Annotated in this window: 16 protein-coding genes; 6 read left to right on the forward strand and 10 right to left on the reverse strand. The window is 68.0% G+C overall.

What is annotated here, in order from left to right:
* Positions 1 to 147: 147 nt before the first annotated feature.
* The 4 genes from QH195_RS00745 to QH195_RS00760 form a co-directional block, all read right to left on the reverse strand.
* Positions 148 to 1,935 carry a GMC family oxidoreductase gene (locus QH195_RS00745; protein WP_280433942.1) on the reverse strand — a complete coding sequence of 596 codons (1,788 nt, stop codon included), beginning with the start codon at positions 1,933 to 1,935 and terminating at the stop codon, positions 148 to 150.
* 498 nt (positions 1,936 to 2,433) lie between these two features.
* On the reverse strand, positions 2,434 to 4,092 hold the full coding sequence (locus QH195_RS00750) for an alkaline phosphatase D family protein (protein WP_280433943.1): 1,659 nt from the start codon (positions 4,090 to 4,092) through the stop codon (positions 2,434 to 2,436).
* Between the two features lie 58 nt (positions 4,093 to 4,150).
* On the reverse strand, positions 4,151 to 4,870 hold the full coding sequence (locus QH195_RS00755) for a hypothetical protein (protein WP_280426072.1): 720 nt from the start codon (positions 4,868 to 4,870) through the stop codon (positions 4,151 to 4,153).
* Positions 4,867 to 5,475: a hypothetical protein gene (locus tag QH195_RS00760; protein WP_280426073.1), complete on the reverse strand. Its 609-nt coding sequence runs from the start codon at positions 5,473 to 5,475 to the stop codon at positions 4,867 to 4,869. Before QH195_RS00760 ends, QH195_RS00755 begins: the two co-directional genes overlap by 4 nt.
* 467 nt (positions 5,476 to 5,942) lie before the next feature.
* On the opposite strand from QH195_RS00760, the gene QH195_RS00765 reads away from it, so the two are divergent.
* From QH195_RS00765 to QH195_RS00775, 3 genes are all read left to right on the forward strand, one after another.
* On the forward strand, positions 5,943 to 6,359 hold the full coding sequence (locus tag QH195_RS00765; protein WP_280433944.1) for a hypothetical protein: 417 nt from the start codon (positions 5,943 to 5,945) through the stop codon (positions 6,357 to 6,359).
* Positions 6,360 to 6,599: 240 nt separating this feature from the next.
* Positions 6,600 to 6,794 carry a hypothetical protein gene (locus QH195_RS00770; RefSeq protein ID WP_280433945.1) on the forward strand — a complete coding sequence of 65 codons (195 nt, stop codon included), beginning with the start codon at positions 6,600 to 6,602 and terminating at the stop codon, positions 6,792 to 6,794.
* A gap of 99 nt (positions 6,795 to 6,893) precedes the next feature.
* Positions 6,894 to 7,409 carry a hypothetical protein gene (locus QH195_RS00775; RefSeq protein ID WP_280433946.1) on the forward strand — a complete coding sequence of 172 codons (516 nt, stop codon included), beginning with the start codon at positions 6,894 to 6,896 and terminating at the stop codon, positions 7,407 to 7,409.
* Positions 7,410 to 7,416: 7 nt separating this feature from the next.
* Here the strand turns inward: QH195_RS00775 and QH195_RS00780 are convergent, their stop codons facing one another.
* The 5 genes from QH195_RS00780 to QH195_RS00800 form a co-directional block, all read right to left on the reverse strand.
* Positions 7,417 to 8,061: a TetR/AcrR family transcriptional regulator gene (locus QH195_RS00780; RefSeq protein ID WP_280426077.1), complete on the reverse strand. Its 645-nt coding sequence runs from the start codon at positions 8,059 to 8,061 to the stop codon at positions 7,417 to 7,419.
* Between the two features lie 32 nt (positions 8,062 to 8,093).
* Entirely contained in the window at positions 8,094 to 8,879 is a 786-nt protein-coding gene (locus tag QH195_RS00785) for a hotdog domain-containing protein (RefSeq protein ID WP_280426078.1), read from the reverse strand.
* Positions 8,880 to 9,023: 144 nt separating this feature from the next.
* Positions 9,024 to 10,247, reverse strand: a complete 1,224-nt coding sequence (locus QH195_RS00790; protein ID WP_432278508.1) for an acyl-CoA dehydrogenase family protein — start codon at positions 10,245 to 10,247, stop codon at positions 9,024 to 9,026.
* A 213-nt stretch (positions 10,248 to 10,460) separates the two neighbouring features.
* Positions 10,461 to 11,663: a cytochrome P450 gene (locus QH195_RS00795; protein WP_280426149.1), complete on the reverse strand. Its 1,203-nt coding sequence runs from the start codon at positions 11,661 to 11,663 to the stop codon at positions 10,461 to 10,463.
* Between the two features lie 339 nt (positions 11,664 to 12,002).
* The gene (locus QH195_RS00800) at positions 12,003 to 13,175 is read right to left on the reverse strand and encodes an aminoglycoside phosphotransferase family protein (protein WP_280426080.1); all 1,173 of its coding nucleotides are present in this window, start codon (positions 13,173 to 13,175) and stop codon (positions 12,003 to 12,005) included.
* Positions 13,176 to 13,446: 271 nt separating this feature from the next.
* Between QH195_RS00800 and QH195_RS00805 the strand changes: the two genes are divergently transcribed.
* Entirely contained in the window at positions 13,447 to 13,674 is a 228-nt protein-coding gene (locus QH195_RS00805; protein WP_280426081.1) for a FitA-like ribbon-helix-helix domain-containing protein, read from the forward strand.
* A 26-nt stretch (positions 13,675 to 13,700) separates the two neighbouring features.
* Here the strand turns inward: QH195_RS00805 and QH195_RS00810 are convergent, their stop codons facing one another.
* Positions 13,701 to 14,309 carry a TetR/AcrR family transcriptional regulator gene (locus QH195_RS00810; RefSeq protein WP_280426082.1) on the reverse strand — a complete coding sequence of 203 codons (609 nt, stop codon included), beginning with the start codon at positions 14,307 to 14,309 and terminating at the stop codon, positions 13,701 to 13,703.
* 69 nt (positions 14,310 to 14,378) lie between these two features.
* On the opposite strand from QH195_RS00810, the gene QH195_RS00815 reads away from it, so the two are divergent.
* Complete coding sequence (locus tag QH195_RS00815) at positions 14,379 to 14,966, forward strand: peroxiredoxin-like family protein (RefSeq protein WP_280433947.1); 588 nt, start codon at positions 14,379 to 14,381, stop codon at positions 14,964 to 14,966.
* Positions 14,967 to 14,972: 6 nt separating this feature from the next.
* The gene (locus QH195_RS00820) at positions 14,973 to 15,584 is read left to right on the forward strand and encodes an ATPase (RefSeq protein ID WP_280433948.1); all 612 of its coding nucleotides are present in this window, start codon (positions 14,973 to 14,975) and stop codon (positions 15,582 to 15,584) included.
* Positions 15,585 to 15,608: the final 24 nt, after the last annotated feature.

A 15,608-nucleotide genomic window follows, 5' to 3' on the forward strand; every position in this document is an offset into this window, starting at 1 on the left:
ATCCCCCTTTTTTTCCCCCGGCCCCCCGCCGCCCCCGCCCCGCCCCCCCCCCCCCCCGGCCCCCCCCGGCCGGGGCGCGGGCGCGCGGGCCCCGGCGCCCCCCCCCCGGTTCTGGGCGGCGACGGCTCACCGCCGCCACGGTGTGGATCAGTGCGCCTGTTCTCCCGCGGCCACCTCCGAGCGCTCGCGGTGCTTCACCTCCACCAACGGCAGGCGCAGGGCGGCCGGCGCAGCGGCGGGGACCACCGGCGCGACCGGTGCCACCGGCGCGATCCGCCGATACGGCGATCCCAGCGGCGGCCGCGGATCGGCCTGGCCCTTGTTCGGCCACAGCGCGACGGCCCGCTCGGATTGCGCGGTGATGGTGAGCGAGGGATTCACGCCGAGGTTCGCCGAAATGGTCGAACCGTCGATCACGTGCAGACCCGGATACCCGTAGAGCCGCTGGTACGGGTCGACCACACCGGCTTCGGGGCTGTCGCCGATTACGCAGCCGCCGATGAAGTGGCCGGTCATCGGGATATTGAAAACGCTGCTGATCGGGCCGCCGGGGGTCCCGTCGATCTTGCGGGCGACCCGCCGCCCCACCTCGTGCCCGGCGGGAATCCAGGTCGGGTTGGGGGCGCCCTCACCCTGGCGCGTGGTCATCTTGCGTTTGAACAGGCCACGCTTGGTGTAGGTGGTGATCGAATTGTCCACCGACTGCATCACCAGCAGACCGATCGACTGCTCCGACCAGTGCCGCGGATTCTGCACATGCGGCATATCGCGACGGTGCCGCCACATCTCCCGCAACCAGAGCCGCCGTTTGGAGACACCCGGTTCCTCGCTCACCATGATGCTGCCCAGTAGCGCGATCACATTGCTGCCCTTGCCGTAGCGCACGGGTTCGACATGGGTATCGGCATCGGGGTGGATCGAGGAGGTGATCGCCACACCCTTGGTGAAATCGTTGTCCTTCACGCGACTGCGGATGGCGAGCAGTTCCTCGGAATTGGTGCGCGAGAGGAATCCGAGCCGCCCGGAGATATCGGGCAGCGACCCCGAATCCCGCAGTTTGTGCAGCAACCGCTGAGTCCCCAGCGACGCCGCCGCGAAAACCACCTGTTCGGCGGTGAAGGTGGTGCGTTTCTTGCGCACCCAGCGCCCAGTGGCGACGGTCTGGACCGCGTACCCGCCGCCCGGCAGCGGTTTCACATCCGTGACGGTCCGTAACGCATGCACCTCGGCACCCGCCTGCTCGGCAAGGTACAGATAGTTCTTCACCAGGGTGTTCTTGGCGTTGTGGCGGCAGCCGGTCATACATTCACCGCAGTGGGTGCAGGAGCGCCGCGCCGGACCCGCCCCGCCGAAGAACGGGTCTTCGACCTCCTCACCGGGCCGGGAACCGGGGCCACCGAAGAACACACCGACCGGAGTGCGCTGATAGGTATCGGCCACCCCCATCTCCTCGGCGACCTCGCGCAGTACCCGGTCGGTGGGTGTGGTCGCGGGATTGGTGGTCACGCCCAGCATGCGTTTGGCCTGGTCGTAGTACGGACCGAGTTCGTCCTGCCAGTCGGTGATATGCGCCCACGGACCGTCGCGGAAGAATTTCTCCGGCGGCTCGTACAGCGTGTTCGCGTAGACGAGGGAACCGCCGCCGACCCCCGACCCGGCCATGATCAGGGTGTCTTTCAACAGCGCCAGCCGCTGGATACCGAAGCACCCGAGATAGGGCGCCCACAGGTACTGCCTGGCCCGCCAGGACGTTTTCGCGAATTCGTCGTCGGCGAAACGGCGTCCGGCCTCGAGGACGCCGACCCGGTAGCCCTTCTCGGTCAGCCGCAGGGCGCTCACACTGCCGCCGAATCCGGAGCCGATGACGAGTACGTCGTAGTCGAAGGTCTGGCCGGGCCCGGCGCCGGTGCCGGGACTCGTTGCGGAACTGGACATTCTTCCGAGACTATGGCCTGGATCACCCCGGCGGGAACACACCCGCGGACAGGAAATCGGCTTTTTCGGCCAACTCCGCATTATGAGCGGCCGGATATCCGGCACGGCCCGACCGTGCCGCGCCATCGACCCGACATCAGGTCCCCCGGGCCGACCGAGCGGACGCCGACACGGCGGATGGCACTCTCCGCCCCCGCAGACGACGTGCAGATCGCCGCAGCCCGCAGGATTCGCGGCGCGCGGGAGACGATGCCGCCCCACCCACCGCAAGCCCACCCAGGTGATCGCCGAGCCCCGGTGACAGCGTGCCGCTGGCCGGAGCGCTCGATCGGCTGCCGGAATACGCGCGCCGATCTGTGGGACTTCCGCACCTCGGCAGGGGACGGCTACGCGGCGCGGTCACAGGATGTGACGGCACCGTCCGCCGAGCGTCCGATTCCGCTGCGGTGGCCACCAGGAGGTCCTGGCCCAGGCGGCTCCCGGGCATGCTGCGCGAGCTCACCTACCCGCGTCGATTGCCGGCTCGTGCCCGGAGACCTCTACTTGCGGCGGAATCGTCGACGGCGCGGGATCCCCGGCGGACTCGGCGCCGGGCCGGCCGTGTTCGACCACGAAGCTCGCTCGGGTGACGACAGGCGCGCCGGGCTCTCGCACATATGGCACAACCCGGAAATCGCTGCGCCACAGCTGGTGATCCACTTCCACCCGGACGTAGCCGCGTTGCCCGTTGAAGAACTTCATATCGGGATTGGCGGCCAGCAGAGTGCGACCGCGCGGGGTCAGGTCCGCGCCGTCACGGCCGGTGGTGATCGAGGTCCCGGTGAATTCGGTCGCCACCACCGGCGACCCCGGATCCGAGTAGTCACCCCGGATATCGACCACATAGTTCTCGTGCCGATCACCGGTGAGCACCACCAGGTCGCCGCGGCCGCGGGCAGCGGCGGCGGCGAGAACCGCGTTCCGGTCGGCGACATAGCCGTCCCAGGCGTCCGTGCCGACCGCCACGGCCGGGCCGGGGTCGTAGTCGGATTGCGCCATGGCGACCTGGTTTCCGAGGATCTGCCAGCGCGCCGGGGAACGGGTGAGACCGTCGATCAGCCACGAGCGCTGCTCGGCACCCAGGATCGTGCGGCCGGGGTCGAAGCGGTCCGCGCAATCGACGACGAGATTCGCACCGTCACCGCATACCAGCGGTGACCGGTATTGGCGGGTGTCGAGCATGGTGAGGTCGGCGAGGTCGCCGAAGGTGTACCGGCGGTGCATCCGGGCGTACGGCCCGGCCGGAAGTTGTTCGATCCGCAAGGGAAGGTGCTCGTACATCGCCTGGAATGCGGCCGCGCGGCGCCGCCGGAACAGGGCGGGCAGCAGATGGATATCGATACCGGCGCCGGGTTCGAAACCGGCCCAGTTGTTGTCGATCTCGTGATCGTCGAAGGTGCAGACCCAGGGGAAGGCGGCGTGCGCCGCGCGCAGCTCCGGCTCGGCCTTGTACTGCGCGTAGCGGAGCCGGTATCCGGTGAGGTCGGTGGCCTCCTCGCGCAACGTCTCCGGAATCCCGACCCCCACCCGGCCGCGCGCCCATTCCATTTCGTAGATGTAGTCGCCGAGATGCACCACCAGATCCAGGTCCTCGCCGGACAGGTGCTCGTAGGCGGTGTAATAGCCGGAACTCCAGTGCTGGCAGGACGCGAACGCGAACCGCAGGCGGTCCGTGCGCGCTCCGGTCGCGGGTGCGGTGCGGGTGCGGCCGACCGGTGAGATCGCCGAACCGGCACGGAATCGGTAGAAGTACCAGCGATCCGGCGCCAGGCCGCGCACCTCCGGATGCACACTGTGGCCGAGTTCGCGGGTGGCCACCGTGCTACCGCGGGCGGCGATCCGGCGGAATTGTTCGTCCTCGGCGACCTCGTATTCGACGGTCACCGGCGCGAGCCCGGTACCGCCCAGCCCGTCGGGGGCGAAGGGGTCGGGGGCCAGGCGCGTCCACAGCACCACGCCGTCGGGCAGCGGATCGCCGGAAGCGACTCCCAGCGAGAAAGGGTCACCGAGCAGGCGCGGCGCCCGGAACGGCGCACTGCTCACCAGGCCCGCACCGGCCAGCACTGCGACGGCACCGGCCGACCCCGCTTGCAGCAATCTGCGACGGGATAGTGGCATGAATCAAATTATGGCGTGCCCCCGGCCGACCGCCGCCGGCGACCGGCCGGGCGGCGGACTAGAGGCCGGCGAAGCAGACCACGAAGCGGCGCTGGTCGTAGACGAAACCGCTGTCGGCCGACGGGCAGGCGTTCACGCTGTTGGTATCCGGCAGGATGCTGATCACCTGCATCCCACCGGGTCCGCAGTCGGCGCGCTGGGGCTGATCACCCGATACATCCACACAGCTGCCGACGACCCAGTCGATATCGAGACACAGGGTGGTGTCGGCGATCGTATGGCTGGTGTCACCGTCTGCGGGGCAGGCCGTTCCGACCGGACCGACCGCGGAGACCTTGTACCGGGATTCCGTGCTGCCGCAGGGCGCTTCGGTGACTTCCTTCTCGCCGAATCCGCTGAGGCATTCCCCGGCGGCCACCTCGACCTTCGGCGGCGCCTGTTTCGCTTCCTTGTTGACCTCCCCCGCGGTGCCCAGGGCAGGCGGGGTGGTGGTCGGCGGCGCGGCGGCCGAGGACGGCACCACGGGTGCCGCGGGTGTCGTTGTCGTCCCCGCGATCGTTGTGGTTGCCGCCGGGGTCGGCGCGGCGAGATCCTCGGTCGCTTCCTCGGTACCGCCGCCGGCCGTGGCCAGCAGGGCGGCGATCCCGATACCCAGCACGATCGAGGTCACCACGGCCGCGATGGCGATGGCCGCCGCGGTGGCCCCGACCCGTGCGCGTTTGTCCTGCGGCGAGAGCGGCGGCTGCCCGCCGTCCTCGTTCGGTACCGGGTCGGTCACGGCTCGCCGCGCAGGACGGCCGCCACGGCGTCACCGAACGACTGTCCACCCATGATGTAACCGCCGGCGACGCCGCCGACGAGCAAGCCGATCGGTCCGGTGATGATGCTCAGGAAGCCGAGTCCCACGAGCGCGCCGAGCAGTCCGCCCAGCACCGCGCCGACCGCGACCCCGGCGACGTTCTTCTCCAGTTCGGAGGTGAGCCGGGCCATCGAGCTCACCGGACGCATCTCTCCGATGTTCTCGGCGGTCACGGTGGGGGTGAGTTCGAGAGTGGTGCCGTCGCCGCTGATCTCGTGTGCGACGGCCATATCGCTGCCGGAGATCTCGTAGGTCAGCGGTACCTCGGCCACGACGGCACCGCTGACGGCCTTCAGCACGGCCGTGGCACCGTCGGGGGTGAGTTCGAACCGGCCGTTCTCGACCTCGGTCGTGATGGTCTGCGTCTTCTGGTCGACGCTTGTCTCGTAGGCGATTCCCTGGTCGACGCCCTCGCTCTCGAGCTTCGGAGCCGGCGCCGCCGGTTCGGCGTGCACGGTCGCGGCCGAAATACCGACGGCGGCGACAGACAGAAGTGCGGTTGCGGCGAAAGTGCCGAACTTCATTACGTTCAATTCCTTCTCACGTAGACCGTCCCGGAACGGGGCGGCTGCGATTTCAGCTCGCGCACAGGACCATACCGATATTCCGACTTCGGATGCATACCCAGAATTCAAAGGAAAATTTATCCTTTAAATTGCCGTGGAATAACGGGGAATCGCGGGCGGAATTCTCCGAAACTCGCCCGGTACAACGGTTATACCGCTCTGCAATGTCCGGAACGAGGCACCGGAGGGGTCACCAGCATTCACCTGGCAACCACATCCGGACGATAACGTTTACGCACCGTTATCTACTCGGAGGCCCCCGGCTGTTACATGTGCGCCGCAATCCCGCGGACCGCTCTGTAACCATTACCCGATTCGTGACCGCCGCACACACTTCGTGATCATCCGTGACTGTGCCGCGTGATCCGCAGGTGCTCCACTACTTACAGGATGTCCGATACCTGCCGATACCACCGGAGCCGGCCATGAACTCATCGGGAAGTCTTCGCGTCGGGCTCACCGCCTGTGCGCTCGCCGCGGCCACCGCCCTCGGCCCGCCCGCCACCGCCTCGGCCTACATCACCGATGTCGGCGTATCCGGCGGGTTCGGCCTGGGTTTCATCCAGTACGGCGTCGGCTGCACGTACACCGTGACCGCCACCGGCGCACCCGGTGACCAGGTGTTCTTCGAGGACTCGGTGAACGGGCGGCCGGGCGGCGGCACCTTCGGCGCGGTCGAAGAGGAAGAACCGGGGGTATTCACCGCGGACTGGAACCCGACCGTGATCGGGCGGCACACCGTCTCCGCGGGCGGCGCCGCCACCGACGTCAACGTCCAGGTCGGATACGACTTCGGCATCATCTGCTTCACGCTGCCCGAGTGGGTTCACTTACCGTTCTGACCCCGGCCGGCACATGATCCGGGCCCGCACCCGGTTTTCCAGAGCGCTTGACAGGCTCCACAATTTCGACAGTCTCCGCGCGCGTGGTGGCCTTCGGCGGCAGTTCGTCCACAACGGTCCCCGTGGTCCGGAACCGGACGGTCCGGGCGTTTCCGGCCGGCGATACCGAAAGCGCGATCCGCAGCGTGCGGATCTTCGGCGCCCAGGCCGCGCTTCGTCTATGCCGCGACCGAGATCGCGATGAGTCGCTGGGTCCGGCGGCACGCGGTCCGGCCGAAATGTGCGGGCTTCCTCTGCGGCAGTGTGCTGTTCACCGACGGCGGCACCGACGCCCATTTCCGCCCGAACGACCGGCCGCGGGCCGTACCGCTCCGCGGCGTGGTGGGCTACCTCCGCAAATTCCTGCGGCTCGCCGCGGCCCGGCGCGCGGGATGACACCTGGCGAAAGCCGGTAGTACTACTCATGCCGGCCATGCCCGCCCGCGACAGACTCGGTAGGGAACCGAATCGGCCGGATGGGTAAGGGGAGCTCGGATGACATGGTCGCGGGTATGGCGGGTGACGACCGGGGTGGCACTGTTGTGCGTCCCCGTGCTCATGGTCGCTGTTCGAATGAATATCTCGATGGGCTGGATCTTCGCGTTCGTGTTCATCTACGGTGCACCCCTGTGGCTGGGCAGCGCCGCCGTCCTCGTATGGATCACGCTGGGCCTGTTCACACCGGGTAGCGCCGTCGAGACGGCCGCACCCCTACCCCGCAGGCTGCTGTACGGGTTGCTGTGGCTCTACCTGGCGACCCTGAGCTTCTTCTGCCTGTTCATGTCCGACGGCGGCGACGCAGACGACTGGCAGTCACCGGCCGGTCATTTCCTGGGTGTGGACGGCTACAACAGCAGCACGCCCGAATACCTCAGGCAGGCCGAGGCCGCAGCGTTTCCGAGCCTTGTGGTGAGCTGGGCGGCTCTTCTCGCGGCCGCCATCACCTACGGCGTGATCGTGGCGCGCAACCGGCGAACGCGCGCGCGATCCCTGTCTGCGTCCGCACGCTGAACCGCGGCTACGGCGGTTCGGGTAACTGCAGGGCGTTGAACCAGATCCAGTTCAAGGTTTCGAGCAAGGTTTCGAAACCGATCTTCTCGCCCTCGACGAACACCAGCGAAGCCATTCGGCTCACCATGCTCGACAGCGCCAGCGCCGTCACCCGCGCGTCCAGCCGCGGCGTCACCAGACCGCGCTGCTGCAGGTCCCGGATCAGCGCCGCATTGCGATCGATGAACGCGGACGCCCGTTCGGCGCGCAGGGCCGCGAACTGCTGGTCGACCCGCGACACCTGTTCCAGCGCCGCCATCAACCGGGCATTGCGCCGATAGGAGCGCAGATACTCCCGGTTCGCGGCGGCGATCCAGTCCCGTGGATCGGAGCTACCGCCCCGAGCCCGGACGTGCGGATGCAGCATCTCGTCGCGGACCTGCGCGACGACTTCGGAGAAGATCTCTTCCTTGCTGTCGAAATGGGTGTAGAAGGAACCCGAAGCGACGCCCGCGGTGCGGGTGATATCGCTGATCCGGGCATCGACGAACCCATCGGTTTCGAAAACCCGGCGGGCGGCGGCAACCAGTGCGGCACGGGTCCGGATGCCGCGCCTGCTCTTCGGCGCCGGGCGGCCGGTGGCCGGTGGCTCCGCGACGCCGGGATCGGTCACTGTTTCTGCCTGCGCGCTGCGTTCCCGGGTTGTCACCGGTCACTCGCCGGGAACAGGCGGCCCGTCGCCAACGTGGTGATCCGGTCCTCGTTGCCGGCGTCGCGCAGCGTCGCCCGCCCCACATCGGCCCGCAGCGTGGCGTCGGCGACTACCGGGCCCACTCGCGCGGCCTGCAGATAGCGCAGGCCCAGCGTGCTCAGGGTCGCGCCGGGAGCGAGCGATAGCATCGCTTCCTCGGCGGCGAGCGCGATCAGGCCTCCGTTCACCGTGCGCGAAGCGTTCAGGCCGTCGTCGGTCCGTGGCAGCACCGCGGTCCCCGGCGCGCGCCGCTCGCAACCCGCCCGCTCGGCCAGCGGCACCGCGAGCAACCGGCTCGAGACCGGCATATCGATGCTCATCTGCTCCGGTAACCGCAGTTCCTCGTTGGGCGAGACCATGAACGACCCGCCGCCGAACGCGAAGGGCTCCCCGTCGACGGTCCACTCCACCTCCGCGACGAATACCGAACGCCCCGCCTTGATCTTGCGGCCCACCGCCCGCACCTCACCGGACCCCGGTGCCGGCCGGTAGAGGTGTACATCGAGCTCGAGCGTCACCGGAACCCGCGGCCCCAGGGTGAGCGCCGCGAGCAGGCCGGTCACCGTATCGGTCCAGGTGGCCAGCACCGAGGTACGCAACCGGCCGGTACCCGGCACATACATCTGCGGGGTGATCGTCGCCGAACCGTGCAGTTCGTCCCCCACCATCCTGGTCGCGAACCCCAGCTCCAGCAGAATATGCCGCCCACGCTGCGGTTCCGTACCGGTCTCCACGGTCATCCGTTGCCTCCTCGTGCTCGTCCACGCAGCGCCCGATGCTCGCCGGGCACCGACCGGACCTGTCCAACGTATCCCGAGCCGCCCCGCGACAGGGCGCTACGTCGGCCGGCTACCGGCCGGGCACTACGGATGCCCACCAGAAGTTCAGCCGGCGGCTTCGGCGGCGGCGCGGGCCTTGCCGAGTTCGGCGCGGGCGATGGTCAGTTTGTGTACCTCGTCCGGTCCATCGGCGATACGCAGGGTGCGCAGGTGGGCGTACATGCTGGCCAACGGGAAATCCTCGGTGACCCCGGCCGCCCCGTACACCTGGATCGCGCGGTCCACGATGCGCAGCGCCATCACCGGCGCGGCGATCTTGATGGCCGCGATCTCCGTGCGCGCCTCCTTGTTGCCGACCGTATCCATCATCCAGGCCGTTTTCAGGGTGAGCAGCCGGGCCTGTTCGATATCGATGCGTGCCTCGGCGATCCAGTCCCGGATATTCGCACGTTCACTGACCTTGCGCCCGAACGTGACCCGCGATTCGGCCCGCGCGCACATGAGCTCCAGGGCGCGCTCGGCCATGCCGATGGCACGCATCGCATGGTGGATCCGGCCCGGGCCGAGCCGTGCCTGGCTGATCGCGAAACCCTCGCCCTCACCTTTGAGAACGTCGGTCAGCGGCACCCGGACGTCGGTGAATTCGATCTCCGCGTGCCCCTCGCGATCGACATACCCGAACACCGGCAGATTGCGCACCACCCGGACCCCGGGCGCATCGATCGGCACCACCATCATCGACTGCTGCCGATGCTTGGGCGCCTCCGGATCGGTTTTGCCCATGACGATCAGCACCTTGCAGTTGCGGTGCATGGCATTGGAGGCGAACCATTTCCGGCCGTTGAGGACGTAGTGGTCGCCGTCGCGTTCCATCCGCATCTCGACATTCGTGGCATCGGAGCTGGCCACACCGGGTTCGGTCATCGCGAAGGCCGAGCGGATCGTGCCGTCGAGCAGCGGTTCGAGCCAGCGTTCCTTGTGCTCCTGGGTGCCGAAGAGGGTGAACACCTCCATATTCCCGGTATCGGGCGCCGAACAGTTGCACGCCTCCGGTGCCAGCGCCGGGCTACGGCCCATGATCTCGGCCAGCGGCGCGTATTCCAGATTGGTCAGCCCCGGGCCCCATTCCTGGTGCGGGTGGAAGAGGTTCCACAGGCCGCGCTTCTTGGCTTCGGCCTTCAGATCCTCGAGGATCTGCGGGTGATGATGCGGATCGCCGGCCGTGGCCATCTGCTCGGCGTAGACCGGTTCGGCCGGGTACACGCATTCGTCCATGAAACCGAGCAGTTTCTGCCGGTACTCGCGGGCGCGGTCGGTCGAGGTGAACAGTTCCACGGGAGAACTCCGATCTTGGGGGCGCGGCTCGATACGCCGCATGCGGGCCTTCGATGCTTCCCGCACGGTAAACCAACTTGAATCCGGATTCAAGTAGCTGGCGGTGGCGGCGCGCGGGGCGGCGTCGGCCTGCGGCGGGATCGAACCGCCACGCCCCACCCGACTCCGCGCGACGCAGGGACACTCCGCCTCGAAGCCGGATTTCCGTCAGATATGAGTAGCGGGACGAGGCGCGATACTCTCGACCCCCAGCAGCGGCGCCCCCGGCGGGAAGGTCACCGGGAGTTCCACCAGCGACCGATGGAAAGGACCCGGCCGCCACGCGGGTTCGCCGTCGGGGAACTCGGCGCGCATCTCCGGCAGTGCGTCCAGCAACTGGTCGATCGCGCCTTCGGCGATGATGTAGGCCAGCGACTGCGCGGGACAGGCGTGCGGCCCCAGGCCCCACGCGAGATGGGCGCGGTTGCCGGTGAGCTCCGAGGCCCGGATCTTGGGATCGTTGTTACAGGCGGCCATGCTGATCACCACGGGCTGATGGGCCGGCAACCAGACGTCGTCGAGCAGAATCGGCATACGCGGATAGGTCACCAGCAGGTTGGCCAGCGGCGGATCGTTGAACAGCACCTCGTCGAGGGCATCGCGCGAGGTGAGGTTACCGCCGAGCACACTGCCACCGAACCGGTCGTCGGTGAGGATCAGCAGCAGGGTGTTCACGATCAGGTTGAGTTCGAACTCGATCCCGGTGCCGTACACCTGGGAAACATGGTGGGACACCTCCTCGTCGGACAGCTCGGCGGGATGCCGTAGGAGTACCGAGGTGATATCGGCGGCGGGGTTCTCCCGCTTCATCACGACCAGATTCGCCAGGGCTTCGCCCAGCATCCGGCTGCCCGCCTCGGCGTCGACCCCCTCGAGCATGGCGGCGATACCGGCGGCGACCTGCTGACCGACCTCCGGCGGGCTGCCGAGCAGATAGTTGATCACCTGGAAGGACAAGGGGAAAACATACTGCTGGATGAGCTCGGCCTTACCGTCCTCGCAGAACGAGTTGATCAGCGGACCCGCGATGCTCTCCACCACGGCGTGGATGGCGTACATATCCACTTCGTCGATACTGGCCGTGATCGCCTGCCGGTAGCGCAGGAATTCCTGGCCGGAGCACCGGCTGGCCATCGGCCGCCACTCCAGGATCGGCAGCACCGGGCAGCCCGACGGAACATCCTTCTGCCAGATCCGTGGATCGGCGGGGAAACGTTCCGGATCGTTGAGTACCCGTAGCGCGGTCGAGTAGCCGATCACCAATGTGGCGGGCACTCCGGGGGCCAGTTCCACGGGTGCGAGCGAACCGTAGCGCCGCCGCATTTCCCGGTAGGCGCGATGCGGGTCGGCGGCGAATTCCGGGAGATACATCGCGTACCGGAAATCGTCGTGCGAACCGGGGCCCGCCGGGGTCGGGCCGAGCCTTCGATAATCCGAGCTGGTCAAGAAGGAACTCCGTAGGTCTGGTAGCGGGACCGATGGTTTTCCACCGGCCGGGCACCGGTTCGAGCCTCCTCCTGCACACTGACTCGAGCCGGAACGACGCGATGTTACGACACTGCCGGACTATGTGTTTGTTTTCGAAATCGGTTGCACACGGGTGCTTTTCGATGAATTCATTGGACTGGTCCGCACATCTACGCCCCGCCGCGGTGGGCGAAAATACGGGCTGACCGGGGCCGAGCCGCCGGTCCCGGCCCCGTCCGCCGCTCAGACTCCCAATGCGTCCAGCGATCGGTTGTCGTGTACCGCCGTGGTGATCCGGCGCATAAGAGTCAGGCACGTTTCCCGCGACTGCATCTCGGGCTGGTAGGACGCCCGGCCGATCGTGAACGCCCATGCCGCGTACGCGAACATCGATTGCTGCCGGTAGATCAGCCAGGCGTCGTCGAAGGACGGGGCGCGGCCACCGGCACCGGCGAGTTCGTCGAGATAAGCCGCCAGCAGATCCTCGGCCCAGGCCCGCCGGTCGTCCGGCTCACATCCCGAGTTGACCGTATAGGCGAAATCGTGACCCCACCCGCCGCGCATCACGACCTGCCAGTCGACATAGCCCATCCGGCCGTCCACGGTGCGATAGGTCTGGCCGATATGCGGATCCCCGTGCAACAGGGTGTGCGGAAGTTCACGCGTTGCCAGGTCCACCGCCCGCTCCACACCCGCCCACAACCGGTCCGCCTGACCGTGCAACTCTTCGGGCACGACCTCCGCCGCCCGCTCCAGACCCACCTTGCAGCGGGTCTTCATATCGATCGCGGCCAGGTACGCGGCCAGCGCCTCGTTCGTCGTCTTCAGCGGTTCGATCGCGGGACTCTCCCAGAACGTGCCGTGCAGCCGGGCGAGGTTGCGGACCAGGTCCTCCATCTCCGCGCGGCCGATCGGCTCGGTGGGCTCGCTGAACACCGCGCCCCGGGTGACGGCGATATCCTCCATCAGCGCGATCGAGCGCCAGGACGCCGGATCGGAGGCGCCCCAATAGCCGAGCGGCGCCTGGATATCGAGTTTCGGGCGGAAGTCCCGGAAGAACCGGGTCTCCCCGTCGATCATCTTGCCGCCGCCCAGCAGGATGCGCTGGCTGAGCGAGGTGGTGGTCTTCGCGAACAACGCCCGCGGCAATTCGGCCGCCTGCCCGGCCTCGTTGTACTCCACCCGGATCGCGACCCGGGTGGAGGTGCCGCTGCTACCCCCGTCGATCTCGAACGAGACCACTTCGGCACCGGGGGTGTCCCGGCACAGCACCGCGGTGAGCCATTCGGTGGTCAGCGCGGCCCCGGACGCGGGTACGTCGTCGATGGTGCGCGCACGGTGCCGGGTGATCTTCTCCCCGAGAATATGCCCGCCCACCGCGGCGAGCCGCCCGAGCAACCAGAGTTTGTGATTCATTTCCGCCTCACTTCCCGGATGCGCGCGTGCACAGCCGCGCACCGCCCCGAACCATCCGGCCCAGGGTTTCCTATCGCATCGACAATCCTCGATCTTGCGCCATATTCCCAGTGCCGGAATGTCTTTCGCTGGAATATATAGCTCGGCCCCCGGTCCTCGCCGGTGGGGTGACCGCGCGGCCGATATCCGAACGAGATGCCGGGCAACCCGGCCCCGGGCGGGGCGGGAAATATAATCGAGGCACCGACGACTGTCGACGAAAGACGGCTCCATGGTGACGCTATCTGTTCGGCATGTACCGGACGCGGTGTACCGCGCCCTGCGGATACGTGCGGTCGACAACGGCCGTAGCACGGAGGACGAGATCCTGGCGATCCTCCAGGAAGCGGTGATGCCCCCCAGAGCCCGCCTGGGTGCCATTCTCGCCGGGAACTGCCCCGATATCGCCCCCGGCGACGACGAGGACGGCTCTCCGGCCGATCCGGCGGATTCCCGCTGAGCGGTAGGCGCGAATACCCGGCGCGATCAGCCGCCGAGCCCGCGCAGCACGATATCGAGACCGCGCCGGAACTCCTCGGCGGGCGGTAGCGCTCGGGCGTCGGTCGCCGTACTCGCGAGGTGCGGAAACCGCTCGGGCGCCAGTTCGGACATGGTGACGGTGCCCGCCCCGGAGAGTGCCGCATAGTGCTCGTTCTGCAGGAACCCGAGCAGATGACCGATGAGCGTGCGCTGCGCGACGACCCGGTCGGTTCCGGTATGACCGCCCTCGGTGAGCGTGGCGAGCATGGTCTCGATCAGGAGCAGCGAGCCGGGCGCGGCCTGGCGGTGCCGCAGGACCAGCGGCACCACTGCCGGATGCTCGGCCACCGCGACCCGCAATCGTTCCATCAGGATCCGGATCCGATCCGCCCAGTTCACCCGGGGCAGCGCGAGGTCGACCGTGCGGAAGATGTGGTCGACGACGAGTACCTCCAGCGCCTGCCGGTCGGCAACGTACCGATACAGGCCCATGGTGGCGATTCCCAGTTCCTTGGCGACCGCGCGCATGGTCAGTCCCGGCAGACCGTCGCGGTCGATCACCGTCAGCGCCGCGGCGACCAGTTGCTCGTCGGTGAGGGAACGCGGCCTGGGCACGGGTTGACAGCGTACTGGATACGCGCATACTCGGTTATAAGCGTACGACGTACACCTAAAGGAGTTCCGATGCCTCCACCCGACCGCGCATCCGCCCGCACCCTCACGGACATCACCGGCGCAGCGATACCCGTGCCCGACCCCGAACAGCTCACCCATCTGCAATTCCGCCGTTTCGCCGGCTGTCCGGTCTGCAATCTGCACCTGCGGTCGGTGGTCACCCGGCTCCCCGAGATCCGGGCAGCCGGTATCCGTGAGGTGGTGGTCTTCCACTCGAGCGCCGCCGAACTCCGCAAATACAACGCCGACCTGCCGCTGGACGTCATCGCCGATCCGGAGCGCGCGCTGTATCGCGAATTCGGCGTCGAGACCGGCGCTCGCGCACTCCTGGACCCGCGCGGCTGGCGCACTATCGCCCGCGCCATCGGCACCGAACTGTCGAGCCGGCGCGGCGAGCGCCCGGCTCCGCCCGCCCGGCCCGAAGGCGGACGCCTGGGCTTACCCGCCGATTTCCTGATCCACCCCGACGGCACCGTCCTCGCCGCGAAGTACGGCGCCCACGCCGACGACCAATGGCCGGTCGGCGAACTACTCGCCCTGGCTGCCCGTCACAGCGGATCCACCACCCCGATCCCCGCCACTGCACCGGAGGAATGACCCACCATGATGACCCTCGAAATATCGGTCACCGGCCGCGAACTCGACGCCCGCACCGAACAGGAGCTCGCCGACCGGGTGATGACAGCGCTCACCGGCTACGACGATGCCCCGGACGAGACCATGGCCAAGGCCCGTGAATTCACCCATGTGCTGATCCAGCAGCCGCGAACCTGGGTCACCGGCGGCCCGGCCACCGACTCCGCACCCCGCTATCTGGTTCGGCTGACCGTGCCGGGATCCTGGAGCGGCGACCCGGATTTCGGCAAGAACATCATCCCGATGATCACCGCGGCGATCGCCGGCACCGAGCCCGACCCGCAGCGCCTGAATCGCGAACCGCACTGTGTCGTACAGATAGTGGGCCTGCGCGAACATTGCGTCGGCACGCTCGGCCGGTCCACTACCAGCACCGAGCTGACCCGGCTGATGACCCAGGACTTCCGCGATTCCGGCCAGCTGCCCACCGCGCCCGAGGGCTTCACCATCGACCCGACCTGCGGAATGCAGGTCGAATGGGCGACCGCACAGATCACCTACACCCACGAAGGAGTCGACTACGCGTTCTGCGCGCCCTCGTGCCGCAAGGTCTTCGTCGAGGACCACGCCCGGAGCTGAACGACCTCGGCGGCGAACAGAAAC

This window comes from Nocardia carnea (assembly GCF_029868855.1).
Taxonomy (GTDB): Bacteria; Actinomycetota; Actinomycetes; order Mycobacteriales; family Mycobacteriaceae; genus Nocardia; species Nocardia carnea_A.

Excerpts from the sequence above, each read along its gene's own strand:
- QH195_RS00745 (WP_280433942.1), bottom strand. The coding sequence starts at position 1,935 with ATGTCCAGTTCCGCAACGAGTCCCGGCACCGGCGCCGGGCCCGGCCAG.
- QH195_RS00750 (WP_280433943.1), bottom strand. The coding sequence starts at position 4,092 with ATGCCACTATCCCGTCGCAGATTGCTGCAAGCGGGGTCGGCCGGTGCC.
- QH195_RS00760 (WP_280426073.1), bottom strand. The coding sequence starts at position 5,475 with ATGAAGTTCGGCACTTTCGCCGCAACCGCACTTCTGTCTGTCGCCGCC.
- QH195_RS00765 (WP_280433944.1), top strand. The coding sequence starts at position 5,943 with ATGAACTCATCGGGAAGTCTTCGCGTCGGGCTCACCGCCTGTGCGCTC.
- QH195_RS00770 (WP_280433945.1), top strand. The coding sequence starts at position 6,600 with ATGAGTCGCTGGGTCCGGCGGCACGCGGTCCGGCCGAAATGTGCGGGC.
- QH195_RS00775 (WP_280433946.1), top strand. The coding sequence starts at position 6,894 with ATGACATGGTCGCGGGTATGGCGGGTGACGACCGGGGTGGCACTGTTG.
- QH195_RS00785 (WP_280426078.1), bottom strand. The coding sequence starts at position 8,879 with ATGACCGTGGAGACCGGTACGGAACCGCAGCGTGGGCGGCATATTCTG.
- QH195_RS00795 (WP_280426149.1), bottom strand. The coding sequence starts at position 11,663 with ATGTATCTCCCGGAATTCGCCGCCGACCCGCATCGCGCCTACCGGGAA.
- QH195_RS00800 (WP_280426080.1), bottom strand. The coding sequence starts at position 13,175 with ATGAATCACAAACTCTGGTTGCTCGGGCGGCTCGCCGCGGTGGGCGGG.
- QH195_RS00805 (WP_280426081.1), top strand. The coding sequence starts at position 13,447 with ATGGTGACGCTATCTGTTCGGCATGTACCGGACGCGGTGTACCGCGCC.
- QH195_RS00815 (WP_280433947.1), top strand. The coding sequence starts at position 14,379 with ATGCCTCCACCCGACCGCGCATCCGCCCGCACCCTCACGGACATCACC.
- QH195_RS00820 (WP_280433948.1), top strand. The coding sequence starts at position 14,973 with ATGATGACCCTCGAAATATCGGTCACCGGCCGCGAACTCGACGCCCGC.